This is a genomic window from Staphylococcus cohnii subsp. cohnii (assembly GCF_002902365.1).
Classification (GTDB): Bacteria; Bacillota; Bacilli; order Staphylococcales; family Staphylococcaceae; genus Staphylococcus; species Staphylococcus cohnii.
In genome coordinates this window covers 82138-108264 of record NZ_PPQC01000067.1, presented here as the reverse complement: position 1 = coordinate 108264, position 26127 = coordinate 82138, and the positions used below count along the sequence as shown (strand labels likewise).

At 32.6% G+C, this 26127-nt stretch carries 25 protein-coding genes and 1 tRNA gene; 3 read left to right on the top strand and 23 right to left on the bottom strand.

The annotated features are described in order from the left end of the window. Nucleotides 1–589: 589 nt before the first annotated feature. The 13 genes from CD032_RS11620 to zapA form a co-directional block, all read right to left on the bottom strand. Nucleotides 590–663 (bottom strand) — tRNA-Arg (locus CD032_RS11620). Between the two features lie 275 nt (nucleotides 664–938). Then, nucleotides 939–1448, bottom strand: coding sequence for a metallophosphoesterase family protein (locus tag CD032_RS11615; RefSeq protein ID WP_019469300.1), 510 nt, complete (start codon nucleotides 1446–1448; stop codon nucleotides 939–941). Further along, a complete protein-coding gene (locus CD032_RS11610) occupies nucleotides 1448–2029 on the bottom strand; it encodes an XTP/dITP diphosphatase (protein WP_040030540.1) in 582 nt (193 codons plus the stop codon). The genes CD032_RS11615 and CD032_RS11610 overlap by 1 nt, the downstream gene beginning before the upstream one ends. 15 nt (nucleotides 2030–2044) lie before the next feature. Continuing rightward, nucleotides 2045–2839, bottom strand: a complete 795-nt coding sequence (gene racE / locus CD032_RS11605) for a glutamate racemase (protein ID WP_019469298.1) — start codon at nucleotides 2837–2839, stop codon at nucleotides 2045–2047. A 348-nt stretch (nucleotides 2840–3187) separates the two neighbouring features. Next, on the bottom strand, nucleotides 3188–4012 hold the full coding sequence (gene sdhB / locus CD032_RS11600; protein ID WP_019469297.1) for a succinate dehydrogenase iron-sulfur subunit: 825 nt from the start codon (nucleotides 4010–4012) through the stop codon (nucleotides 3188–3190). A gap of 1 nt (nucleotide 4013) precedes the next feature. Continuing rightward, the gene (sdhA, locus tag CD032_RS11595) at nucleotides 4014–5777 is read right to left on the bottom strand and encodes a succinate dehydrogenase flavoprotein subunit (protein ID WP_103211508.1); all 1764 of its coding nucleotides are present in this window, start codon (nucleotides 5775–5777) and stop codon (nucleotides 4014–4016) included. Between the two features lie 40 nt (nucleotides 5778–5817). Next, the gene (locus tag CD032_RS11590; protein ID WP_019469295.1) at nucleotides 5818–6429 is read right to left on the bottom strand and encodes a succinate dehydrogenase cytochrome b558 subunit; all 612 of its coding nucleotides are present in this window, start codon (nucleotides 6427–6429) and stop codon (nucleotides 5818–5820) included. Nucleotides 6430–6765: 336 nt separating this feature from the next. Further along, nucleotides 6766–8550, bottom strand: a complete 1785-nt coding sequence (gene uvrC, locus CD032_RS11585; RefSeq protein ID WP_019469294.1) for an excinuclease ABC subunit UvrC — start codon at nucleotides 8548–8550, stop codon at nucleotides 6766–6768. A gap of 492 nt (nucleotides 8551–9042) precedes the next feature. Further along, entirely contained in the window at nucleotides 9043–9357 is a 315-nt protein-coding gene (gene trxA, locus CD032_RS11580; RefSeq protein ID WP_019469293.1) for a thioredoxin, read from the bottom strand. Between the two features lie 81 nt (nucleotides 9358–9438). Further along, the gene (locus CD032_RS11575) at nucleotides 9439–11787 is read right to left on the bottom strand and encodes an endonuclease MutS2 (RefSeq protein WP_019469292.1); all 2349 of its coding nucleotides are present in this window, start codon (nucleotides 11785–11787) and stop codon (nucleotides 9439–9441) included. A 9-nt stretch (nucleotides 11788–11796) separates the two neighbouring features. After that, nucleotides 11797–13509 (bottom strand): DNA polymerase/3'-5' exonuclease PolX, encoded by a 1713-nt coding sequence (gene polX, locus CD032_RS11570; protein WP_026034796.1) that lies wholly within the window; start codon nucleotides 13507–13509, stop codon nucleotides 11797–11799. A 112-nt stretch (nucleotides 13510–13621) separates the two neighbouring features. Then, on the bottom strand, nucleotides 13622–14143 hold the full coding sequence (locus tag CD032_RS11565; RefSeq protein WP_040030538.1) for a CvpA family protein: 522 nt from the start codon (nucleotides 14141–14143) through the stop codon (nucleotides 13622–13624). After that, nucleotides 14143–14409: a cell division protein ZapA gene (zapA, locus tag CD032_RS11560; RefSeq protein ID WP_019469289.1), complete on the bottom strand. Its 267-nt coding sequence runs from the start codon at nucleotides 14407–14409 to the stop codon at nucleotides 14143–14145. Before zapA ends, CD032_RS11565 begins: the two co-directional genes overlap by 1 nt. 301 nt (nucleotides 14410–14710) lie before the next feature. Between zapA and rnhC the strand changes: the two genes are divergently transcribed. After that, nucleotides 14711–15649, top strand: coding sequence for a ribonuclease HIII (rnhC, locus tag CD032_RS11555; RefSeq protein ID WP_071562369.1), 939 nt, complete (start codon nucleotides 14711–14713; stop codon nucleotides 15647–15649). An 88-nt stretch (nucleotides 15650–15737) separates the two neighbouring features. On the opposite strand, the gene pheT is transcribed toward rnhC, so the two are convergent. The 6 genes from pheT to CD032_RS11525 all read right to left on the bottom strand — a co-directional run bounded on the left by pheT (nucleotide 15738) and on the right by CD032_RS11525 (nucleotide 22143). Further along, nucleotides 15738–18140 carry a phenylalanine--tRNA ligase subunit beta gene (pheT, locus tag CD032_RS11550; protein WP_103211507.1) on the bottom strand — a complete coding sequence of 801 codons (2403 nt, stop codon included), beginning with the start codon at nucleotides 18138–18140 and terminating at the stop codon, nucleotides 15738–15740. Continuing rightward, the gene (pheS, locus tag CD032_RS11545) at nucleotides 18140–19198 is read right to left on the bottom strand and encodes a phenylalanine--tRNA ligase subunit alpha (RefSeq protein WP_040030535.1); all 1059 of its coding nucleotides are present in this window, start codon (nucleotides 19196–19198) and stop codon (nucleotides 18140–18142) included. Before pheS ends, pheT begins: the two co-directional genes overlap by 1 nt. Nucleotides 19199–19525: 327 nt before the next feature. Further along, nucleotides 19526–20266, bottom strand: coding sequence for a TrmH family RNA methyltransferase (locus CD032_RS11540; RefSeq protein WP_019469285.1), 741 nt, complete (start codon nucleotides 20264–20266; stop codon nucleotides 19526–19528). Between the two features lie 17 nt (nucleotides 20267–20283). After that, nucleotides 20284–21021 (bottom strand): M23 family metallopeptidase, encoded by a 738-nt coding sequence (locus CD032_RS11535; protein ID WP_231912213.1) that lies wholly within the window; start codon nucleotides 21019–21021, stop codon nucleotides 20284–20286. A gap of 330 nt (nucleotides 21022–21351) precedes the next feature. Then, nucleotides 21352–21525, bottom strand: coding sequence for a 50S ribosomal protein L32 (rpmF, locus tag CD032_RS11530; RefSeq protein WP_019469283.1), 174 nt, complete (start codon nucleotides 21523–21525; stop codon nucleotides 21352–21354). 81 nt (nucleotides 21526–21606) lie between these two features. Next, nucleotides 21607–22143 (bottom strand): YceD family protein, encoded by a 537-nt coding sequence (locus tag CD032_RS11525; RefSeq protein WP_019469282.1) that lies wholly within the window; start codon nucleotides 22141–22143, stop codon nucleotides 21607–21609. Nucleotides 22144–22269: 126 nt separating this feature from the next. Between CD032_RS11525 and CD032_RS11520 the strand changes: the two genes are divergently transcribed. Beyond that, nucleotides 22270–23409: a nucleotidyltransferase gene (locus CD032_RS11520; RefSeq protein WP_040030533.1), complete on the top strand. Its 1140-nt coding sequence runs from the start codon at nucleotides 22270–22272 to the stop codon at nucleotides 23407–23409. A gap of 225 nt (nucleotides 23410–23634) precedes the next feature. Here the strand turns inward: CD032_RS11520 and CD032_RS11515 are convergent, their stop codons facing one another. The 3 genes from CD032_RS11515 to rsmD form a co-directional block, all read right to left on the bottom strand. Next, nucleotides 23635–24135: a MepB family protein gene (locus CD032_RS11515; protein ID WP_019469280.1), complete on the bottom strand. Its 501-nt coding sequence runs from the start codon at nucleotides 24133–24135 to the stop codon at nucleotides 23635–23637. Nucleotides 24136–24241: 106 nt separating this feature from the next. Next, the gene (gene coaD / locus CD032_RS11510) at nucleotides 24242–24727 is read right to left on the bottom strand and encodes a pantetheine-phosphate adenylyltransferase (protein ID WP_019469279.1); all 486 of its coding nucleotides are present in this window, start codon (nucleotides 24725–24727) and stop codon (nucleotides 24242–24244) included. A gap of 1 nt (nucleotide 24728) precedes the next feature. Next, nucleotides 24729–25271 (bottom strand): 16S rRNA (guanine(966)-N(2))-methyltransferase RsmD, encoded by a 543-nt coding sequence (rsmD, locus tag CD032_RS11505; RefSeq protein WP_019469278.1) that lies wholly within the window; start codon nucleotides 25269–25271, stop codon nucleotides 24729–24731. Nucleotides 25272–25336: 65 nt separating this feature from the next. On the opposite strand from rsmD, the gene CD032_RS11500 reads away from it, so the two are divergent. After that, nucleotides 25337–25726 carry a DUF7147 family protein gene (locus CD032_RS11500; RefSeq protein ID WP_019469277.1) on the top strand — a complete coding sequence of 130 codons (390 nt, stop codon included), beginning with the start codon at nucleotides 25337–25339 and terminating at the stop codon, nucleotides 25724–25726. 86 nt (nucleotides 25727–25812) lie between these two features. On the opposite strand, the gene CD032_RS11495 is transcribed toward CD032_RS11500, so the two are convergent. Beyond that, nucleotides 25813–26064: a YlbG family protein gene (locus CD032_RS11495; protein ID WP_064263882.1), complete on the bottom strand. Its 252-nt coding sequence runs from the start codon at nucleotides 26062–26064 to the stop codon at nucleotides 25813–25815. Nucleotides 26065–26127: the final 63 nt, after the last annotated feature.

The following is a 26127-nucleotide window of genomic DNA, read 5'->3' as shown; positions in this document are numbered from 1 at the left end:
GCGCTAACGCAAAATAATCATTAAATTATACATTACCTTATAGTTATATATTGAATACCACTTATTGTTGGACTGAAACATATATTAATGTCTCAATTATCTATAAACAATTTCAGCATCCTTCAAATTTAGAGGATTAAAACATTAAATGACAATATATTTTAATTGTTATGGCTAAATGATCAATGGAAGTTTAAATTCACTATATAAAATAATACTTTTTGACATAATTCTCACAATGCTAATTCACTTTATGCAATAACCAATCTCATCTGTAAACTTACTTTTGCAATGTGCTAATTAATTATTTTATGATTTTAATCAACAGTATGTTTGTATTCACTATGTGTGTCAATTATATGTAAATAAAATTTAAAGCAAAATAAAAAGACTACTCATATATCAGCAGTCTAGTCAGTAAATGCATAAATTAATTTATGTATTTTAACGTTTTTAGTGTCCTGAGAGTGTTTATACACATTTACTTGAAGAACATAAAAAAAGCAGGGCCAACATGTCAGAGAAATATTCTCTTGACACATATTTGACACCTGCACGCTTGAAACGTTGTCATAACAACGGTTTTTAGTGTCCTGGGAGGGATTCGAACCCCCGACCGATGGCTTAGAAGGCCATTGCTCTATCCAGCTGAGCTACCAGGACATTATCTTTTGAACACAAGAATAATTATATCTAACTTGCACTGATAAAGCAATACTCTATCCCTTAAAAATAAATATGATTTTTCACTATTGTAAACTTTTTATCATAATATTGCTAATTTATTTAAATTCTTTAAATTGAGATATGCATTAACGTTAGCGTTATTTTTACAACTTTATAATCCTCAAATATTTGTTGCATCTAACTATTTATAGAAATAAGAGAATGAAGCTACGATTAAATTAATTCTAAACGTAGCTCCATCCTCCGTCTTTTTAAATTGTAAAGTTTTCACTGCTAATGATTTCATGATTTCGATTACGGAAATTTAAAGTCGCATCTAAACTCGTATCATCAATAAGCAATTCTGCATATGTTTCTTCAATATTACTTCTTGACTGTGAAATACTGCCTGGATTTATTACATGCACACCATTTATTGCTTCATGTTTAGCAACATGTGTATGTCCATAAAATGCTAATTTGCAGTCTGCTGTTTTTGCTTGTTCTGCTAAAGGGATTCTTGTACGATTCACTTGATATAAATGACCATGCGTTAAAAATGCATTGATACCATTTATTTTAATTGTTTGTTCATTTGGAAACTCAGGATAAAAATCGGTATTTCCTTTTACCCTATAAAAATGACTGAGTTCACTATCATCATAAGCAAATTCAGAGTCACCTAAATGAATAGCAACATCTACATGTTCATGTTGATTTATAATATCAAACAACACACCTTGTTCGGTATGATTGTCACTAACTATAATCCATTTCGACATTATTGATCACCTTCTAAGTATTGTTGTAGTTGTTCTATTGCTTTACCTCTATGACTAATTTGCCCTTTTTCTTCTGCAGTTAGTTGAGCCATTGTTTTATTTTTGTCTTCTACGAAAAAGATAGGATCATATCCAAAGCCATGTTCACCAATTTTATTTAGTGTGATTTCTCCTTGTACAGTTCCTTTAAACTGTACTGTATCTTCACCCGGTGCACTCATGCTAATAACACAAACAAATTGCGCACTACGGTCAGTTTCATCACCTAATTTAGTTAATAGTTTTTCAATATTTGCATTATCATCTTTAGTTTCTCCAGCATAGCGAGCTGAATATATACCAGGTTCACCATTTAACGCAAAAACTTCCAATCCACTATCATCAGCAATAACACGTTTATTTAATGCTTGCGCAGCTGCTTCAGATTTTAGTTTTGCATTTTCTTCAAAAGTGTCACCTGTTTCCTCAACATCAAAACCTTCGATGAGTTCTGATATACCTATAACATTATAATCAGGAAAAATAACTCTAAAATCGTTTATTTTCCCTTTATTATTTGATGCAATAACAATATCTTCCATTATTTACGCCTCGCTTTAAACTTCTATTTTTTCAACTGTTGCTTTCATATTTAACCATTCTTCAATAATGCGTTCAATATGTTCTGTTTCTCCTGTAGCAAAAAATTTATGTTCGGGCTGCTTTTTATAACCTGCATGTTCGTTACTGAACGTTAATAATGCACTCACTTCTCTCGCTGTTTCTAAACCAGATGAAATAACTACTTTTTCTCCATGAAAATAATCATTAATTGGTTGATACAGTAATGGATAATGCGTACATCCTAAAATAACTGTATCTGCTTTGCTGTTCCTCCACTGCTTTAATGTTTGATGTATAACAATACTCGTAATCGTTGGATCTTTGTATCTCATTTGTTCTACAAGTGGAACAAAGCCTGGACATGCAACCCCAGATACTTCCACATTCGGATTAATTTGCTTAATGTGGTGTCTGTACGCCTCTGATTTAATCGTACCTTCTGTACCTAATATTAAAACATTTTGATTTTTTGTTGTCATAATGGCTGTTCTAGCGCCTGGTTCTATTACACCAATAACTGGTATCGCTAATAAATTTTGTAAATGTTTTAATGCGACTGCCGTTGCAGTATTACACGCAATCACTAACATCTTGATATCAAACGTCATGAGCTTTTCAGCTAATTCTGTAGTAAATTGTCTTACCTCCGAAGCTTCTCTTGGCCCATACGGACAACGTTTTATATCTCCTAAATAGTAGATTGTTTCGTTTGGTAATTGACGCATGATTTCTTTAGCTACTGTTAAACCTCCAACGCCAGAGTCAATAACTCCAATTGGTTTCTCCATATATTGTTCATCCTTATATATTTACTTGTCTATTATTGTAGCATAGCTGTGTTTTCAAAATCATTTTACAAGAACTAAATTTCTAAATAACAGGCATTTCAGACATTAAATTTAGTCATATGATCCGCATAAATAAAAGTTAGCAATGTTGTTCATCTTCGCCATTTAATTATAATAAAACGAATTACTAATTTTTATATAAAGTACTGAATCAGTGACTTAATAATATATAACTATGAAAATTAAATATACTATCCATCTAAATATTATAATTAATTTCTATCTATATCATAATTCATAAAAAAACTGCCAACAAAGTTAATACTTTGTTGACAGTCTTAATATATATTAATTTACTTGGTGGTCTGAACCAAAGAATGATTTAAACATATGGAAAGAAGTTTCACGGTTTAATGCTGCAATTGATGTCGTTAAAGGTATACCTTTAGGACATGCGTTAACACAGTTTTGTGAGTTACCACACTCTTGTAAACCACCTGCGCCCATCAATGCATTTAAACGTTCATCTTTAGTCATCGAACCTGTTGGGTGTAAGTTAAACAATCTAACTTGTGAAATAGCTTGCGCACCAACAAAGTCGTTATTTCTTGTAACGTTTGGACAAACTTCTAAACATACACCACATGTCATACATTTAGATAATTCATATGCAGTTTGACGTTTTTTCTCTGGCATACGAGGCCCTGGTCCAAGATCATACGTACCATCAATCGGTACCCATGCTTTCATGCGTTTTAAGTTATCAAACATTCTACTACGATCAACTTGTAAGTCACGAACCACTGGGAATGTACTCATTGGCTCCAACTTAATTGGTTGTTCTAATTGGTCAACAATTGCTGTACAAGATTGTCTCGCTTTACCATTGATAACCATAGAACAAGCACCACAAACTTCCTCTAAACAATTCATATCCCAAATAACAGGTGTTGTTTTCTCACCTTTACTATTAACTGGGTTACGTCTAATTTCCATTAAACAAGCAATAACGTTTAAATTCTCTTTATAAGGAATTTCAAACTCTTCCTCATAAGGTTTAGATTCTGCATCATCTTGTCGTTTAATGATAAATTTAATTGTTTTTTGATTTTGTTGTTGGCTTTGTTGTTCGCTTTGCGCTTGAGTTTCATTTACTTCTTTAGTATCTGCCATTTTATTTACCTCCTTTAGAACTACTTGAATAGTCACGTTTACGAGGTGGGATTAAACTTACATCTACTGGTTCGTATGTAAATTTAGGCGGTTCTGTTTTTCCTTGATATGATGCTAAAGTCGTTTTTAACCATTCTTCGTCGTTTCTCTCAGGGAATTCAGGTTTATAATGTGCCCCACGAGTCTCATTTCGGTTGTATGCACCGATGGTAATTACACGTGCTAGTACTAACATATTCCATAATTGACGAGTAAAGAAGACTGCTTGGTTACTCCATGTTTGCGTATCTTCAATGTCAATATTTTGATAACGCTCCATCAATTCTAAGATTTTCTTGTCGGTTTCTAATAATGCTTTATTATCACGTACAACAGTAACATTTGCTGTCATAACTTCACCAAGTTCTCTATGAAGTTTATATGCATTTTCTGTACCATTCATATTCAATAAATTATCGAATTTATCTTGTTCTTCTTTAACGCGTTTTTCATAAATACTGTCGTTCAAATCAGTATATGATTTTTCAATATTTGCAACATATTCAATTGCATTTGGTCCTGCAACTGTTCCGCCGTAAATAGCAGACAACAATGAATTAGCACCTAAGCGGTTACCACCATGTTGTGAGAAATCACACTCACCTGCTGCAAATAAGCCTTTGATATTCGTCATTTGATCGTAATCTACATAAAGACCACCCATTGAATAGTGGACTGCTGGGAAGATTTTCATTGGAACTTTTCTTGGATCGTCACCAGTGAATTTTTCATAAATTTCAATGATGCCACCTAATTTTACATCCAATTCATGCGGATCTTTATGAGAAAGATCAAGGTATACCATGTTTTCACCGTTAATACCTAATTTTTGATTAACACATACATCAAAAATTTCACGTGTTGCAATATCACGAGGTACTAAGTTACCATAATCTGGATATTTTTCTTCTAAGAAGTACCATGGTTTCCCATCTTTGTATGTCCAAATACGTCCACCTTCACCACGAGCCGATTCACTCATTAATCGTAGTTTGTCATCACCAGGGATTGCAGTTGGATGAATTTGAATAAACTCACCATTTGCATAAATTGCTCCTTGTTGGTAAACAATTGAGGCAGCAGAACCAGTATTAATCATTGAGTTAGTTGTTTTACCAAATATAATACCTGGACCACCAGTTGCCATAATAACTGCATCTGAACCGAATGATTTTATTTCAGAAGATGTCATATCTTGAGCCACAATACCTCTAGCCATATTGTCATCATCTTTGACAATACCTAAGAATTCCCATCCTTCATATTTTGTAACTAAACCATCCACTTCATAACTACGTACTTGTTCATCTAAGGCATACATTAATTGCTGACCAGTTGTTGCGCCAGCATATGCTGTTCTGTGATACATCGTACCACCAAAGCGACGGAAATCTAGCAAGCCTTCATTCGTTCTATTAAACATTACACCCATACGGTCAAGCAAATGTATAATATTGGGCGCTTCTTCTGCCATTGCTTTTACTGGTGGTTGATTCGCTAAGAAATCTCCACCATAAACTGTGTCATCAAAGTGAACAGCAGGTGAATCACCTTCACCTTTCGTATTGATTGCTCCGTTTATGCCACCTTGAGCACATACGGAGTGTGAACGTTTAACAGGCACTAATGAGAACAAGTCAACGTGTGCGCCTTGTTCTGCTGCTTTAATTGTTGACATCAGACCGGCAAGTCCTCCACCGACAACAATAATTTTCTTCTCTGCCATAAATAGTCACTCCCCTAAATATATCTGAAACATTTTTAAATTATACGAACGCAAGAATAGCACTTATTCCGATATACGAAACTACGATAAATACAACAAGTGATACCCATGTAAAGATCTGTTGTGATCTTTTAGATTGTAAAACACCCCATGTAACTAAAAATGACCATAAGCCATTTGCGAAGTGGAATGTTACAGAAAGTAAACAAATGATATAGAAAATTAACCAACCTGGATTAGATACAATATCATGTACCATATCGAAGTTTACTTCTTGACCTAATGCACGCTGGATACGTGTTTGCCATAAATGTATAGCAACAAAAATAAACGTTATAATACCTGTAATACGTTGCAATAAGAACATCCAATTTCTAAATTGAGAGTAATGTCCTACGTTTTCTTTTGCCGTAAATGCAATATGTACACCATATACCGCATGATATAGAATTGGAATATAAATTACGATAAACTCCAATGCAATCAAGAATGGTAAAGATTCCATAAATCCAGCAGCCTTGTTAAACGCCTCAACGCCTTTTGTAGCTTGGTGGTTAACAAGTAGATGCACTAATAAGAATCCACCTATCGGTATTACGCCTAACAAAGAATGTAAGCGTCTTAAATAGAATTGATTTTTCGAATATGCCAAAAGGAAGTCCCCCCTGTGAAACAATTAATTTTTTGGTATCTTTTTTTAAAGTATAAATGTGATGATACTTATCAACTAAAACTAAACAACAACATGTTATGCAATCGCTTTATATTTATAGCAATATAAACTTCAACATGTATGTATAAAACAATGAAGTAATACCCCTAGTTGAATTTAACAATTGTTTTATTATTTAGATTTAAGTGATAATTTTTCTCAATTAGTAAACGCTTCCATATACTTTTAAAAAAAGAATTCCTGTTATTTGCTATTGTAACACTAATTCATAAAATTTTGGGCATGAGAATGATTCTCATGCCATATTCTTTTTTTCTATTTGTTATATAGTGCGTGATGAAGATTCTCAGCGACTTTTTGAGGTAAACCAGAAGATTTTAAATCTTCGATACTTGCCTCTTTCATTTTCTTTATGGAACCAAAAGTTCGTAATAGTTTAGTTTTGCGTTTAGAACCAATACCGTCTACGGTATCTAAAACTGATTGCAAACCAGTTTTCTGGCGTGTTTGTCTATGAAACGTAATTGCAAATCTATGAACTTCATCTTGTATTCTTTGAAGTAAATAAAACGCTTGGCTATTTTTTTTCAAAGGTACAATCTCTGCACTTTCACCATACAGAATCTCTGAAGTTTGGTGTTTATCATTTTTACGTAGCCCAGCAACTGGTATATCCAAACCTAATTCGTTTTCAAGCACATCGATTACTCCGTTCATATGACCTTTACCACCATCGACGATGATTAAGTCTGGTAATGGTGTACCTTCATTTAAAACACGTGTATAACGTCTACGCACAACTTCTCTCATCGATTTATAATCATCTGGACCATCCACTGTTTTAATTTTATATTTACGGTATCCTTTTTTATTAGGTTTGCCATCAACAAATGAAACCATAGCTGAAACCGGATGTACACCTTGTATGTTTGAATTGTCAAAAGCTTCAATACGAATAGGTGTTTGAATACCCATATGATCCCCTAATTCTTCAATCGCCTTCACGGTACGTGATTCATCTTTAGCAATGAGTTCAAATTTATTCTCTAGCGTTACTTCAGCATTATGATTCGCTAAATCAATCATTTCTTTTTTCTTTCCTTTAATGGGTTGGACTATTTTCGTATCTACTACCGATTGAATGATGTCTTTGTTTAAATTTTTAGGAATATGGACTTCTTTAGGAAGAATGTGTTGATTTAAATCATAAAATTGACCTATAAAAGTATAAAATTCTTCTTCTTCTGTTTGTTGCAATGGAATCATTGTTGCATCTCGTTTGATCATATTCCCTTGTCTAATGAAAAATACTTGAATACACATCCAACCTTTTGACACACTATATCCAAAAACATCTCTTATAGTATTATCCGAAGTTGTAATTTTTTGTTTTTTAGTTAAATTATGAATATGTTGTATTAAATCTCGATACTCTTTTGCTCTTTCAAAGTCCAGTGCTTCACTCGCTTCATTCATTTTTTGTTCTAAGTTATTCAGTATTGTTTTATCTTCTCCATTTAAAAAGTCAGTAATTTCTTTAGTCATTTCCGCATATTTATTTAAATCTACTGGGTAAACACAAGGACCTAAACATTGGCCAATATGGTAATACAGACACAATTTATCGGGCATTTTATCACATTTTCTAAATGGATAAATTCTATCTAATAACTTTTTTGTCTCTTGTGCTGAATATGCATTAGGGTAAGGACCAAAATATTTTCCTGTTCCTTTTTTAACTGTGCGTGTCACAATTAATCGAGGATATTTTTCTTTAGTGATTTTAATAAAAGGGTAACTTTTATCGTCTTTCAACAAAATGTTATATCTTGGTTGATATTGTTTAATCAAATTGAGTTCGAGCAATAGTGATTCTGTTTCACTTGAAGTTACAATATATTCGAAGTTTCTAATTTCTGAAACGAGCCGTGTCGTTTTAGCATCATGTGCACCTGTAAAATAAGACCTTAATCTATTTCTTAATTTTTTAGCCTTGCCGACATAAATAATTTGATCATTTCTATCTTTCATTAAATAGCAACCCGGTTCAGTGGGTACGACCGTTAATTTTTGTTTAATATCTTCTTGGTATTTTTCCACTTTAGCCCCCCTTTCTAGTAAAAATATATTGTTAAAATAAGATATATCATTTGCATCACAGTTGTATAATGTTGAAAGCTGGTTCGCAAATATAAAATTTCAATTCTAATAATCATTATAGAATATACATTATCATTAAACCAAAGTATTCGTTTGAACATGAAATAATTGGCAAGTAAAAATTTTATATATTATATATAAAGCACCTTAATCTTTAAAGTGCTGGTACATCAAAATATTTTAATCACTGAAGCTTTTTCATAAAACTTAACTAGAGGATAAGCAACGCTTAATAATATAGGATGTGAATATGCACTCAATTTTAGTTATGAAGATAAAACGAATTCGCATTTTTATACTAATGCTCTAAATAACCAGAATGTAAGCCTAGCTCTATAAAAACCATAAAAACTACGATTTCAGACAAACTAACAAAAATCATAGAAAAAACCTGAGACAATCATTGATGTCCCAGGTCGTTTCGTTGTGCTTTTATAAGTGTTTCTCAATTACTTCTGCTAAGTTTTCTTTAGGTTGGAAACCTACAACTTTATCGACAGGTTCACCATCTTTAAATAAGATTAAAGTTGGGATACTCATTACTTCAAATTTAGCAGCTGTTGATGGATTTTCATCTACATCAAGTTTTAAAATATTAGCTTTTCCATCATAATCACCAGCTAATTCTTCTAATACTGGAGCAATCATCTTACATGGGCCACACCATGTTGCCCAAAAATCTACTAAATTGACACCTGATTGAATATTTTCATCAAAGTTTGAATCTGTTACTTTTACGATTGCCATAACTGCCAATCCTCCTTAAATTTCAAATGATGAAGAAATTATAACAGACTTTGTACAAATCTGCATACCTCTTGCTCACATTTATTTCAATTCTGCAACGGTCACGCCAAATCCACCTTCACTTGGCATGCCGTTCCTATATGATGACACATTTTTATGTTGTTTTAAATGTTTTTGCACACCTTTTTGAAGTGCGCCTGTGCCTTTACCATGAATAATATATACTTGTTCATAATTACTTAATACAGCTTGGTCTAAATATTGATCAACTGCAACCATGGCTTCATCATAGCGGTAGCCACGTAAATCAAGTTCCATTTTAATACTTTGACGATTTTCACGTTTAACCATTTTAGAAGGTGTTTCTTTCGTCTTTTGTGTTTTTTCTAAATCACTGGTTGGTAATTTCATTTTAATGATGCCCATTTGAACAACCGCTTCATTATCAGCTAGTAATTCTAATATTTCGCCTTTTTGGCCATATGTCAGAACTTTTACTTCATCGCCAACCTTAATTTCATCCCATTTTTTCTTTTCAACATTTTGCTTTATAGACTTAGCTTCATATTGATCATCTAACTGTTTCTTTTTATTGATAAGCTCATGTTCTTTTACATCAGCACCTTTTTTATCTCTAAGTTCGCGTAATTCTTTAATGATTTCATCTGCTTCTTGGGTAGCGGCTTTCACGCGTTGATTGGCTTTTTCTTTGGCTTCACTCATTAATTGTTTCTCTTGATTACGATATTTATCGTACTCTTTTTCAAGTTCATCATGTGTTTCTTGAGCTTCTCTTAATAAGCCATCTAATTCAATTCTCTGTTCGTCTACACGTTTAGAATTTTGTTCTAATGAAGCAATCATTTCATTTATTTCTTGCTCATCTTGTCCTATCATTGCTTTCGCATTTTGAATCACTTTCATATTAAGTCCTAATTTTTTTGAAATATCAAAAGCATTAGAACGTCCCGGTACACCCATGAGCAATTTATATGTTGGGCTTAATGTATTAACATCAAACTCTACGCTAGCATTCATCACACCTGATCTATTGTAACTGTATGCTTTAAGTTCAGGGTAATGCGTTGTCGCCATTACTAATGAACCTATTTCATGAACATGATCTAAGATACTCATCGCTAAAGCTGCACCTTCGCTTGGATCTGTTCCAGCACCGAGTTCATCAAAAAGAATCAAACTATTTTTAGTTGTATGCTGTAAGATTTCAACAATATTTTTCATGTGTGATGAAAAAGTTGAAAGTGATTGTTCAATAGATTGCTCATCTCCGATATCACAATAAACGTTTTCAAAAATGCTTAGTTTACTACCGTCTAATGTTGGTATCAACATCCCTGATTGTGCCATCAAAATAACGAGTCCAAGGGTTTTTAGTGTTACAGTTTTACCCCCTGTATTAGGACCAGTGATAATCACAGTTTCAATATCGTCTGCAAATTCAATTGTATTTGCTACAACAGTATCTCTATCTAATAATGGATGAAATGCCTTGGGTAAATAAACAGTTCGCTCGTTCGTAAACTCAGGTTTCGTACCTTTGATTGATCGTGCATAACGTGCTTTAGCGGTTAAAAAGTCAATTTGCCCCATAATATTTTCTGAAATTAAACAAGCGTCTGCTTCAGCCGCTACATAACCCGTTAACTCAGTTAAAATACGTTCACGTTCAGCCGCTTCATCGTTTCGTAGACGACTGATTTGGTTATTCATTTCAACGATAGACGAAGGTTCAATATAAAGTGTTTGCCCAGAAGCTGATTGATCATGAACGATGCCATTAAAATCTTGACGATATTCTGCTTTTACTGGAATAACATTGCGTTCATTACGTACCGTTATAATAGCATCTGACAATTTTTTCTGATTAGCTTGACGCTTAACAATTTTGTCTAAGTTTTGTTTTATCCGTTGCGTCGTACCAGAAATTTTACTCCGGATACCTTGTAATTCGTAACTAGCGTTATCAAATAAGTCATTAGCATCACATTTTTGATGGATATTTTGATACAATTCTGAAAGCACAGGTAATTGTTCCATCCTATCGTGAAGAATAGCATAATTCACTATTTCTTCTTCTTCTAATAAATTGTTATAAAATGTCTTATATTGATTTTGAATTTGAATTAAACGTTTAATTGCATTGAGTTCTTTAACACTTAATACACCACCGATTGTCGCCCTATGAATCAGTGAAGAAATCTTAGACAATCCACTCAAACTGGGTAAACGATGTTTATTATATATTTGAGCAATTTCATCCGTTTCATTCATTTGAAATTCGACAGTTTGAAAGTCAGTTGCTGGTACCATTCCAACAACTTTTTCTCTACCTAAGTCACTCATGGTTTCTTTTTCAACAAGTGCTTTTATTTTATCGAATTCTAAGACATTTAATGATTTTTGTCTCATATAATCCCTCTATTTCTTCAATTTTATATTATTTTCAATAAATGTTTTAAAGGATGCTCTATCCATTGTATTAATCACGCTTTCTTTTTTTACAAATCCTTTTTGTGCAGTAGCTATACCGTATTTCATAAATTCTAAGTGATCTACATGATGCGCATCAGTATTAATCGTTAATTTAACATTAGGGTGTTTTTTAACGATATCTGCATTTAAGTCTAAGCGTTTAGGGTTCGCATTGATTTCTAAAATTGTATTTGTTTCTTCTGCGATTTCACATAATTTATCAATATCAGGTTCATAACCTGCACGTTTACCTATGATACGTCCTGTTGGATGTGCAATATGACGGACATAAGGATTACGACATGCTTGTTCTAGTCGATACATAATATCTTCTTGAGATTGGTTAAAACTTTGATGTATCGCTGCGATGACATAATCTAACTGTGCTAATATTTCATCATCATAGTCTAAACGGCCATCAGGCAAAATGTCCATTTCAATGCCTGAATATATATCAATGTCATCATATTTTTCGTTTAACGCTTTAATTTCTTCATTTTGTCGCAACAACCGCTCAACAGAAAGTCCATTGGCGACTTTTAAGCTTTGAGAATGATCTGTAATAACCATAAACTGATAACCTTTTGCGATATTGGCTTCAATCATATCTTCAATACTAAAAGCACCATCACTATATGTTGTATGCATATGAATATCACCATTGATATCATTGATATTGATAATATCTGTTAAATCTTTGTCAAATTCGCTACCATCTTCACGTAGTGCAGGTTCAATACAATTCACACCAAAGTGATTATAAATCTCTTCTTCACTGTTATATTGGATTAGTGTTCCGTTCGCTTTTTCTATACCATACTCACTAACCTTTTCGTTGTTTTCTTTTGCCAATTGACGAATTCGAATATTATGATCCTTTGAACCTGTAAAATGCTGTAGTGTATGGTAAAACGCAGATGGTTCGATTAATCTAAAATCTACGCCAATGGTTTCATCATCATAAGTTAACTCTAATGACACTTTTGTTGCTCCAACTGCCACTTCTTTAACCTTATTAGGAATCTTTAATAAAGCTTTTTGAACTTCTAAAGGTTGATTCGTACTTATAATATAATCTAAGTCTTTACTCATTTCCTTAAAGCGACGGAAACTACCTGCAACTTCATATTTTTCTATCGTTTCAATCGATGACAAATAGTCACAAATTTCTAAATTTAGTCCTCTCATTTGATCAATTGGATAACGCTCTTTTTTCGCTCCCAATGCTTTTACTGCTTCAAGAATATTCTTTTCAGTTTTCTTAGCGAATCCACTTAATTCACTTACTTTTCCTTCTTCACATGCTTTTTGCAACGCTTCTTTCCCATCAATATTAAGCGCTTTATATAATTTCGCTATTTTTTTACTACCGAGACCTTGTATTTTAAGTAATGGAATTAACCCTTCTGGCACCTCTTCTTGTAATGTTGCTAAAGTCGTAGAATTACCTGTTTCTCTATATTCATTGATCACGTCTCCTACACCCTTACCAATCCCTTTTAATTCTGTAACATCTTCAATTTGGTCTAAAGGCCGTTCATCTATTTCTAAACTTTGAGCTGCTTTTCTATAAGCTGAAATTTTGAAAGTGTTTTCGCCTTTTATTTCCATATATACCGCAATTTTTTCTAATAATTGAATAATTTCTTTTTTAGTCATTTGTTTCACTCCATAGAAAAAGGCCAAGACAGCATCACCAAACCATTTTGGTATTTCAGTTATGCCTTGACCCCCTAATTTTTTTAAATCTATAAATTTCACATCAATATCTTTATAGTTGCGTGATAAACATTGAGATAAATGGAATATGTAATAATATATGTTCTGCTATAATCGAATGAGAAAGTTGTTGTTGTATCGTCGCATTAGGATAAATTGCACAACTATATAACAAAATAACATTAATGCTTAACGATGGAATAACACTTAAAATCATACCACATAGCCTGCTCGTAATATTTGGTAACTTTTGTTTAAGCGTATAGTCAAATATAGCAATAATGCCATAACATATTATTTTTGTAATCAGAGCAATCGTTACAAATGCGACAATATGCTCAAAACGTTGTTGCAAATTATCAAATTGAAAAGCAAAATTCATATCGTAAGCACGTGTCTTTGGATATGGTACAAATAACTCCAAGCGTTGTGCTATTTGTAAATAATATCGTTGAGCCATCCACAAAGCAAAAATTGTTGTGCTCAAATGTATAGCTGATAACCATATACCTCTTCTAAATCCAATGATGCCAATATATATAAAGATGACAGCTATCACTATATCAATAATCATTAATCTTCACTGTGTTTCAATTGATTTATTTCTTGTCTTAAACGATCATTTTCTTCTTCTACTTGGACTTTTTCATGCATGATATTAACTGCAGTAAGAATGGCTTTTCTAGTTGTGTCTAAACCCGCACTTTTACTTGCTAACTCTTTAAGTCTCTCATCTACCAAATGTGCTACATAACGGATATGCTCAGGATTATCTTCTCCGACGATTGTATAATGTTGATCATTTATAGTTACGTTAATCCGATTTTTAAACTCACCCATATAATAACTCCTGACTTTTGTATTTTATTTCTAATCTAAATGTTTTTTACTTTGTTTATATTTATATGTTGGTAATTTATAATATTTATTACGAACTATTATACACGACAAGATATTTTTTTGTAAGAGGTGGGAATTGTTCTATTTGAAATATTCAATGATTATAAAACTATTGTTTAATAATCATTCATTAAAGTCATATTGCTAGTTATATCATAAATAGCTTACTTATTTAAATTTATGATATGATATGCATTGTTAAATTTTAAAATACGTTATACGAACAAAGAGAGGTCGCTAAATGACTAATATAGTACATAAATTAACAAATTCAGAAATACAACAATTAATGACTAAAATCAATTTTGATACGTCTAATCTTTCACAAGGTATGAAAGCACGTACAAAACATCGCAATACTGCGATTACGATATATAATTCTAATAAAGTAATGTTTCAAGGTAAAGATGCTGAAGCTGTAGTAAACGCTATATTACCTAATAAATCAGCTTCTCCCAAAAATAATACAAAACATGGTAGTACCAAACAAACTAAACAGCACATCTCCTATAACCAATTTCAATGTATCGGCAGTGACGAGGCAGGCAGTGGTGATTACTTTGGACCACTAACAGTTTGTGCAGCTTATGTATCAAAAAAACACGCTCAAATCTTAAAAACACTTGGCGTAGACGACTCTAAAAGACTTACTGATCCTAAAATAATAGAAATTGCCGAACAAATTATCACTTTCATCCCACATTCTTTATTAACAATGAATAATGAAAAATACAACGAGAAACAAAAAGCAGGTTGGTCTCAAGTTAAAATGAAAGCAGTTTTGCATAACGAAGCAATTAAAAATGTCGTTGCAAAAATTGACACAGACGAACTTGATTATATCGTTATTGATCAATTTGCTGAACCTGGCGTATATAAAAGATATGCACTTAGCGAACTGCCGTATGAAAATAAGACAAAATTTGAAACGAAAGGTGAATCAAAATCCATAGCAATTGCTGCTGCTAGTATTATTTCACGTTATGCCTTTGTGAAAAATATGGATCAACTTTCAAAGTACGCCAAAGTTGAATTACCTAAAGGCGCCAGTAATAAAGTAGATTTGGCCGCTGCAAAAATCATTGATAAAAAAGGTGTCCATTATTTAGATACCATGACCAAAAGACATTTTGCTAACAGAACAAAAGCCTTAAATTTAATAAATAAAAAGCATCAATAAACGCTTCCTTGTAAATCATAACGTTACTAATGCAAAATAAAGCCTTGAATCATAGCCACATGCGGCATAGATTCAAGGCTTTATTATATTATCTAATCGTTGCACCTTCTGCTTGTAAAGCTTCTAAAATACGGTCATGTACTTCATTTACTTTATCATCAGTAAGTGTTTGTTTGGTATCTAAATATGATAAACGCAGTGCAATTGATTTTTCATCTCCTGCCACATGTTCACCTTCATAAACGTCAAAGACTTCCGTTTTTTGTAAAATGTCGCCACCGTTATTTTTAATCACATTAACGATTTGCGCTGATGGTGTTGCACGATTAATGACTAGTGCAATATCTCTTGATACACCAGGGAATCTTGGTATTGGTTGATAATTAATGTAGCCTACTGAAACTGACATCAACTTATCGTAATTAAGTTCAAATACATAAGTTCGTTTTAAATCATAATCATTTTCAGTTTGCGGATGTAATTCCCCTACGAATCCAACAATTTCATTATCTAATTTAACCAATGCAGTTCTACCTGGGTGTAATCCAGCTATTTCACCAGCTTCATATTCAAATTGAATGTCTAAAATTTCTGCAATACGTTCAACGATACCTTTTGCTACAAAGAAATCAATTGCTTCCTTTTTATTTTGCCAAGTATTAACAGCATAATCTCCTGTTAGTATACCACTTAAATATTCTACTTCGTCTGGCAATTGATCTTCCTCATTGCCGAAGAATACACGGCCCAATTCATATAGCGCAACATGATGATTACTTCTAGCTACATTATAAGACACATCATCAATGAGATGAGGAATCAAACTTTGTCTCAAAGTAGCATGTGCTTCACTCATAGGCATCAACAATGATATAGTTGAGCGATCTTGCAATGCAAAATCAGTTGCACGTGCTTTATCTACAAGTGAATAATTAATCGCTTGGCTTAAACCGGCACCTTCTAATGTCGCTTTTACTATTCTTGTTTTTGCTTGTCTATCATTTAATGTACCCGGTGTTACATGTTCAAACACAGGTAACGTTGAAGGAATTTCATCATAACCGTATATTCGAGCAATTTCTTCGATTAGGTCTTCTTTGATTGTAATATCTTTACGACGAGACGGAACCATTACTGTTAATGTATTACCTTCTCGTGTTATTTCAAAGCCAAGTTGCACAAAAATCGCTTCAATTTCTTCTCTCGATAAATCAAAACCAATCGTTTTGTTCACTTTTTCAACAGTAATTTCAATCGGAGTAACAAATTGACCCAAGTCGCCTTCAGCTACTCGATCTTGTACCACCGTTCCACTCGCATATTGTTGTAGCAAATAACATGCTCTGTCCACAGCTTCATCTACAAATTCTGTTGCAATCCCTTTTTCAAATCGACTTGAAGCTTCACTACGCAAATTTAAACGTCGGGAAGTGTGTCTAATTGAAACTGGGTCAAAAATTGCACCTTCGATGATGACATTTGTGGTATTTTCAGTCACCTCTGAGAAATCACCGCCCATAACACCAGCAATTGCAATAGGGCTATCACCATTAGTAATAACAATATCACTTTCTTTTAATGTTCTCTCTTGATCATCTAGTGTTGTCATTTTTTCTTCTGCTTTGGCTTGGCGCACTTCTATTTGATCAGAGCCGATGTGGTCTTTATCAAACATATGCAGTGGTTGACCATATTCTAATAATACATAATTTGAAATATCTACAACATTATTGATTGGTCGAATACCTGCTTTAATCAATCTCATTTGCATCCATTCTGGTGATGGTTGAATTTGAACATTTTTTACTATTCTAGCACTATAGTATGGTACCTTGTCTTGGTTTTGAACACTAATACTTAATTCATCAGCGGCTTTTTCGTTTGTTGTCTCGCATTGTGTTTCAGGTTTTTTTAAAGGCATATTATAAAGTGCAGCTGTTTCGTAAGCTGTACCTATCATACTTAACGCATCTGCTCTATTTGGTGTTAAATCAAATTCCATAACTTGGTCATTTAAATATAAAGCCGTAAGTGCAGCTGTTCCAGGTTTGACATCTGAGGTAAATACATATATGCCCTCTTCGAATTGCTTAGGAACAAGATTTGAAGAAATACCAATTTCTTGTAATGAACAAATCATGCCTTCTGAACGTTCACCTCGTAATTTTGCTCTTTTGATTTTTATTCCCCCGGGTAAACGTCCACCTACAGTTGCCACTATGACACTCTGTCCTGCATCTACATTAGGTGCACCACAAACAATTTGCACTGGTGCTTCTTCACCTATATCAACCTGACATAAACTTAGTTTATCTGCATCTGGATGCGGTGCTTTAGATTGAATATGTCCAACCACTAAATTTTTAATGTCTTTTGTGTAATCAATAATATCATCTACTTCAATACCTGTGCGTGTAATTTTTTCTGCTAGAACATTGACAGGTTGATTAATTTCTACAAATGTCTCTAACCATTCTTTTGAAATAAACATTATAACTCACCTCTATCTTCTACTGCTTTAAATTGGTCTAAGAAACGCACATCATTCGTATAGAAATGACGTATATCTTCAATACCATACTTGAGCATCGCAATTCTATCTGGTCCCATACCAAAAGCAAATCCTGTATATTTCGTTGCATCAAATCCAGCCATTTCTAGTACATTCGGGTGAACCATACCAGCTCCTAAAATCTCTATCCAACCTGTTTGTTTACAGACATTGCATCCTTCCCCACCACATTTAAAACAAGAAACATCAACTTCTACAGATGGTTCAGTAAATGGGAAGTAGCTTGGACGAAGACGAATTTCTCTGTCTTCACCAAATAATTGTTTGGCTAACAACTCTAATGTCCCTTTCAAATCACTCATTTGAATATTTTCGTCAACAACTAAACCTTCAATTTGCGTAAATTGATGACTGTGTGTTGCATCGTCAGAATCACGTCTATAAACTTTACCAGGACATAATATTTTCACTGGTCCTTGACCATTACGTTGTTCCATTGTTCTCGCTTGAACTGGTGACGTATGTGTACGCATTAAAATATCTTCTGTAATATAAAAACTATCTTGCATATCTCTCGCTGGATGAGATTTTGGTAAATTTAATGCTTCAAAATTGTAATAATCTTTTTCAACTTCATATCCATCAACAATTTCATAGCCCAATCCTAAAAATAAATCTTCAATTTCTTCAATCGTTCTTGTTAAAGGATGCTTAGCACCTATTGAAATTTTACGGCTAGGCAACGTTACGTCAATTTTTTCTTCTTCTAACTGTTGTTCTAATTTTGCATTTGCTAAAACCTCTCGACGAGATTCAATCTCACCTTCGATGGTTTGTCTCACTTCATTTACTTTTTGGCCATATGCTGGTTTCTCTTCATTTGATAATTCTTTCATATGTTTCATCAAACCAGTCACAGAACCTTTTTTACCTAGATATTTGACTTTGACATCTTGTAACTCTTTTTCATTTTGAGCTTCATTTATATCAACTAATGCTTGTTGTTTAATCTCGGACATTGCCTCTGTTTGTGCCATACTTTGCCTCCTATTTAAGATCTATATTTTCAAATAAACAATAAATGCATACAAAAAAGCTTTCATCCCTTGAAACTGGGACGAAAGCTTTCCGTGGTACCACCCAAATTTATGCACACGCATACACTTGTAATCTTTGATAACGGAAATGATTTCCGACTTAAATTTCTTTAAGTAACCAAAAAGATGAAAAAAACCAATCACAGCGGATTATCTTTCAGTCTATGAATAATCTCCCTTGAACAACTGTCTCAATTAGTTTACGTCTTTTTATAGGTTAATATTTTTCATTGATATTTGTATTATATACGAAGTTCATTCAAAGGGTCAACCTTTGAGATGATACAATAATATGCTACCAGCTATGGCAACGTTTAAACTTTCGGCTTGTCCATATATGGGAATGTTTAAATTCTGAGTCGTTTGTGTTAATAAATCAGGATTAACACCTTCTCCCTCATTTCCAAGGAGCAGTGCAAATCTTTCTTGATGTTGCAATTGATTATAAGGTATAGCGTTCTCTAACGCTGTACCATAAACATTTCCATTAAAACCATCTATAAATTCACTTAAGTCTCTAGTGATAATAGGAATATGAAAAACACTACCTTGACTTGCACGTAGTACTTTATCTTGATAAGGATCTGCGGTTCCTTTTTCTAGCACGATTAAATCAATACCTGCCGCATCCGCAGTACGTATTAATGTCCCCATATTGCCTGGATCTTGGATACGATCTAACAATAGTACTTGCTGGTATGCGCGTTCCTCATAATGTACTTTTTCTATAATCGCAAAGAATCCCTGTGGGGTTACCGTACCAGACAATGACTCCGCAACTTTTATATTTATTTCATATACTTCTTCTGCATCATTCACTAATTGCCCATCTAGTCTATCGATATCAATAGCGAATAATTGCAATATTTTTATATTACTCTTATATGCTTCATCAATTAAGTGTACACCTTCGATAAGTACATGACCTGTTTTATCTCTTTCACGTTTCTTTTTTAATTTATTTGCACTTTTAATTTTATTATTTTGTGCAGAAGTTATCATTTCCATAATATAGCCTCTTTATTTCAATTTTTAAATATATGCCTAATATTTGAACTTAATTGCTTACATCTTCTAGCTAAATCAAATTGATTTTCTATAATAATACTGTCTCCACTATAACTTACCATATCACCTTTTTCAGGCAAAACGTTATCTAGTAACCTAATCTTATATGTTTTGGCGAATTGTGGGTTGCTTTGATTCATAATTTGAAAATGTATGTGCGGTTCCATTGAGTTACCCGAATTTCCTACCCGTGCAATTAATTGCCCACGCCTTATATAATCTCCAACATTCACTTCAAAAGCGTCTGGTTTAAGATGTGCTATCATACTATACTCTTTACTTGCATGTTTAATAATGATGTAATTACCTTCAGGATGCTTCATATTATTTTCACCTGGTGGTGCATCTGGTATTCCATCTACAATATCTATGACAACGCCATTTGCTGGTGCAATCACGCTTTGACCATAACTATAATAACTTTCACAGCTATTAGGATTGCCCTGATAAGTAAGATGATTTTTCACAAAAATTAAATCTAATGCATGACTTTGATTTTTGTATGCGTAATGATGGTTTAAAAGTTCATTTTCACCGCCAGCGTAAACAAACCAACTATTTAGAACTGGTATCGTATATCTTAATTTCGTTTCTTTATGCCTGTTTACCAAATTAATAGGCATAAGAACGAAACCAATAATTTCATGATATTTATTTAAAGTCACACTAATACCAGATGTTTGCTTAACATCCAACCATATGTATTCTTCTTTATAATTGAGGTGTATGTGTTTATATAATATATTTTTATGCCTGATTGTATTATAAGATTTCAATAATCTTTCTAATTCGTGAAAAGAAGAAATTTCTTGAAAATAATCACTAAATTGATTATACAACCATTCGCTATCACTTTTTTCTTTTTTTCTAAAATTACTTGTGCATTTATTTCAATCATCATTTACACAACCCATCAATTGTATATAACATTTGTATTATAAAATAAAAAATCGCTCAAAAATTATTATATGAATAATTAATGAACGATTAATCTCGGCTATACATTAGCCTTTAAATAAATGAAATTATTTAGATACAACTTCTTCACCTTTGTATGAACCACAGTTCTTACAAACACGGTGAGATAATTTGTATTCACCACAATTTGGGCATTCTGTCATACCAGGTACTGAAATTTTAAAATGCGTACGACGTTTATTTTTTCTTGTTTTTGACGTTCTTCTTTTTGGTACTGCCATGATATATCCTCCTTATATTCATACATTACTAAATTATTTTCAGACTCAATAATCTATTATACTATAAATTATTTAAATCCGCTATTGCTCTTCGTCATATAATTGTTGTAGTTTTTGAAGCCTAGGATCGATTTGCTCAGTTTCCTCTTCTTCAGCAAGCTCAACCGCTTGTTCCTCGTCAATAACTTCCCAACCATTACCTTCACGTAACATCTGATCGCTATTATTTGCAAAAGCGCGCATTGGCTTTTCTATAATAACAAGTTCTTCAGCAATATCTTTTAGATTAATCATGCCGTCTGTGGCATCATGATAATGCTCATCTTCCTCGTCATCACTTATATACGCGTTACCTTCTAAATCAAAAATTTCTTGTGATTTTATATCAATAGGAACTTCGACTGGTACTAACGTACGGGCACATGCCATCGTATAGGTTCCAGTTATATGCATATCTGCAATGACTTCATTTGATTTGACAGTTAGTTCACCCTCAACATCAATATCAGATAGATCTATTAAATCTAATGATTTTACTAAATGATCAAAATTCACCGTTTGATGGAACTCAAATGGCTTATCTTGGAATTTTCTTAATTGTGTTATTGACCATTTCATATGGCTTCACCTCTAACAAGCACAAAATTTATTTTAACTTTATAGATAAAAGTTGTCAAGATTTTTTCTTAACACAAATTAATCTGATACAATATCTATAATGAATTCTGAAAGGGAGAATTGCAAATGAAAAGCGTTGCACTAGTCACTGAATATAATCCTTTCCACAATGGTCACTTATACCATGCCCAGACATCAAAGTCAATAACTGATTCTGAAATATCAATAGCCATTATGAGTGGTAATTTTGTTATGAGAGGACAACCAGCTATATATAATAAATTTATACGCACCCGAATGGCATTGAATGCTGTCGATTTAGTCATTGAATTACCAGCAGTAGCCGCTTTATCAGCAGGCCAATATTTTGCAGAAACAGCTGTCCAAATAGCAAGTTATGTTGACGCAGATCATCTATCATTTGGTAGTGAATCAGGTGACATCGATTCATTTCACGAATTGCAAAAAGACATTTCTAAAATAGAACAAACATCTGAATTTTTAATGAAACTAAAAGAAGGTAAAAGTTACCCCAGAATATTAAGCGAACTTTTAAACAATCATACGTTATTATCTTCTCCAAATAATACATTAGGTGTTTCTTATATGCGGGCAATTCAAAAGCTAGCACCACATATCAAACCTTGGACGATATCAAGAGAAAGTAGTCATCACCATGATTTCAACATTTCAAACCTAAATTTCGCTAGTGGCACTGCCATTCGCAATGCATTACAAACTCAAAACGATCTATGGAAATCGGTTGTTCCCAACTCAATACAACAGCTTTATCAAGAGCCACACGCGACTGTAGAAGATACGTTTCCGTATATTAAATATGCTATTTTAAGTCATACGACCCATTCATTGAAAAATATCTATACGATGAGCGAAGGATTAGAAAATCGCATCTTAGATAAAATCAGATATGCTTCATCATTCGAGCATTTAATGTCATTGATTAAAACAAAGAGATATACATATACGCATATACAACGTGTATTAATGAATATTTTACTAAACTTTCAACACCACCATAAACATAACAGCATAAAAGCAGTGCATATCCTTGGTATGTCACCAAAAGGTCAACAATATTTAAAATACTTAAAGCAAAAATTTCCAGAACGTCATTTCATTACGCAACTAAATCAACAAAATGCACATTTATTTGAGCAAGAAATCCATTCAACACACATTTACAATTTGCTTTCTAATCGTACAGAAACAGATTTTAATACACATGTATTACGCATTGAAGATTGAATAATTACTACTCGTAAAAATTTAAAATTTCTTTTCTAGTATAATCAGCCTGAAAATGAATTTATAAAAGTTTCATTCTCAGGCTAGTTTAAAATGGTAAATTTTAATATTCGGCTCTTTTTTTTGATAATATTTTATTTTAAACAATATTATATATCATTTATTGTTCGCAATTAGACGAAATAAAAAATAATGGATGCCTATATTAAATATCTTAAATCAACACTATGTATACAATTCAATTAACTTTTGTTCATCAACAGCATTTGACAAATCAACAAAATATTCGAGTTGCCATTTTTGACTAAGCTGTGCAACTTTGTTTAAATTATTTTCCCAACTCGGATAAACACGAAAAGCCATTTTCCCTTTGTTATTTTCAGAACTAATTATACCCTTATGCATGAGTATTTCTTTTCGAAAAATGAATTGTCCTTTTTGTACACCATCTATAATATTAACAACTAATTTATCTGCTATTTCATCATATGTAAAAGGTACATTGTTCCCTTGATTATTTTTATGCCATATTGCAACAAAATAGCCGTGTTTCTTTGGTGTTTTTTTAGCTAATCTACTTTTAAAAGTGATGTTATTAAAAATAAAATTGATAGCTTCATAATCTTGATTCCAGGTTTCTATATTTAAATCTTTCAATGAAAATGCTAATTTCGTTTCTTTTAATTTATCAAATAATAAACTCGAGTTAAAATTAATGATTATCACCCTTTTATATTCTATTGTTCACCGTGAAGTGCGCAACTTTATTTTCTCTCATTCTACTCAAAGCATAAAGAACCACTAACCCAACAAGTTGGGAAGTGGTTCTTTATCATTTCTTGAACTTTTCATTCAACGCTTTTTCAACATGTTCTGGTACAAAATCTGATACATTAGCCTTATATGCAGCCACTTCTTTCACTACACTCGAACTAATAAAGGAATAATTTGTACTTGTCATCATGTACATAGTTTCTACATTACTATTTAACTTCTTGTTCATTGAAGTCAATCTCAATTCATATTCAAAATCACTTACAGCTCTTAATCCTCTAATAATTGTTTGCGCACCAATTTCATCACAAAAATCGACAAGTAATCCATTAAAATGATGTACTGTAACATTATCAAGGTGTTTTACAGATGCTTCTATTAATTCAATGCGCTCATCAACTGAAAAGGTCCCCGACTTGTTGTTATTTTTCAAAACACAAATATGCAATTCATCGAAACGATCGGCACTCCTATCAATGATGTCAATATGACCATATGTAATTGGATCAAAACTTCCTGGAATCACTGCTTTAGTTGTAGACATCTTAATCTCCTTTTTCTAATAACAAAGTGTCTGTTAATCCATAATGATATCTTTTAATCACATGAAATGATTTTGTATCAATATCTTCTTTATGATTGAACTCACAAACGATAATACCATTTTCTTTTAATAAATTAAACTTTATAATTCCGTCCAGTGCTTCATCAATTAATCCTTTATCATAAGGTGGGTCTAAAAATATAACATCAAATTGCATCGCTCTTTTTGAAAGTGCCTTAAGGGCTCTATCTGCATTATTCTTATATACTTCCGCTTGGTCAGAGATGTTTAAATGTTGAAGGTTCGCTTTGATGATTTTTATTGCTTTAAAATTTTGATCTACAAAAATCACTTTTTCCATTCCCCGAGACAATGCTTCAATACCCAAAGCACCACTTCCAGCAAATAAATCTAACCCGATACCTGATACTTCATGTAGGCTGTTAAAAATACCTTCCTTAACTTTGTCCATCGTAGGCCGAGTGTTACGGCCTTCCATACTTTCTAATGGTTTACTTTTATGGATTCCAGAAATCACTCTCATTGAGAAACACTTCCATTCTTTAAGTTATTTTTATATAATACATACTGCATGAAAGGAGGGGCAAAATGAAACAAGCATTTATACAATTGGGCGAAGGCCTTACGGACTTATTTGAATTTACAACACTTATTGAATACAATCATGCAAGAATTGAGCATATCGTTTATTTCCACACCCCTACTTTTGATAAACAATTATCTTCAGTGGCTATTATTATGAAACCTACACATGGTAAACATTTCCAAGCGATGTATATTATGGTAAACGCGGTTAAATATCCATATCCTCATTCAAACAAAAAATTCGATTTAATTAATGAACAAGCAACACGTTTTAATATTGATGTAAAAGAAATTGATGTGCAACCACCAGAGCATTTTCATTCCAACAGTATTTATTTCAATTATCTAATCAGTGTATTGCGACTTCAAAGATGGATACCACCATTGCAATAATCGTAAATAAAACAAAGTCACGTAGCTATATATAAATCTAATGTGACTTTGCTTGTTAATTAAAATTTTATTTAAGTATCATGTAATCAAGAAAATTCATGTTGTTCTTTGGGATATTCCTTTTTAAGATATTTATAAGGTGAACCTGCAATATGTTTTACATATTTTAAGTTCATAAGTTTATCTACAATTGCGTCCACTTCTTCTTCATTTATATACATAATAACATAGCGATGTAGCTTATTCGTACTGACAATATGTCCAAATTTTCTAATTTGGCGTTCGTGTTTCATATGTTTTAAATATATAACTAAACTTGTTCTAGATACAATATTCATACAATTATCACTCCATTTATTAGCCACTTTATAATATCATGTCTAATTCGATTAATAAATAAC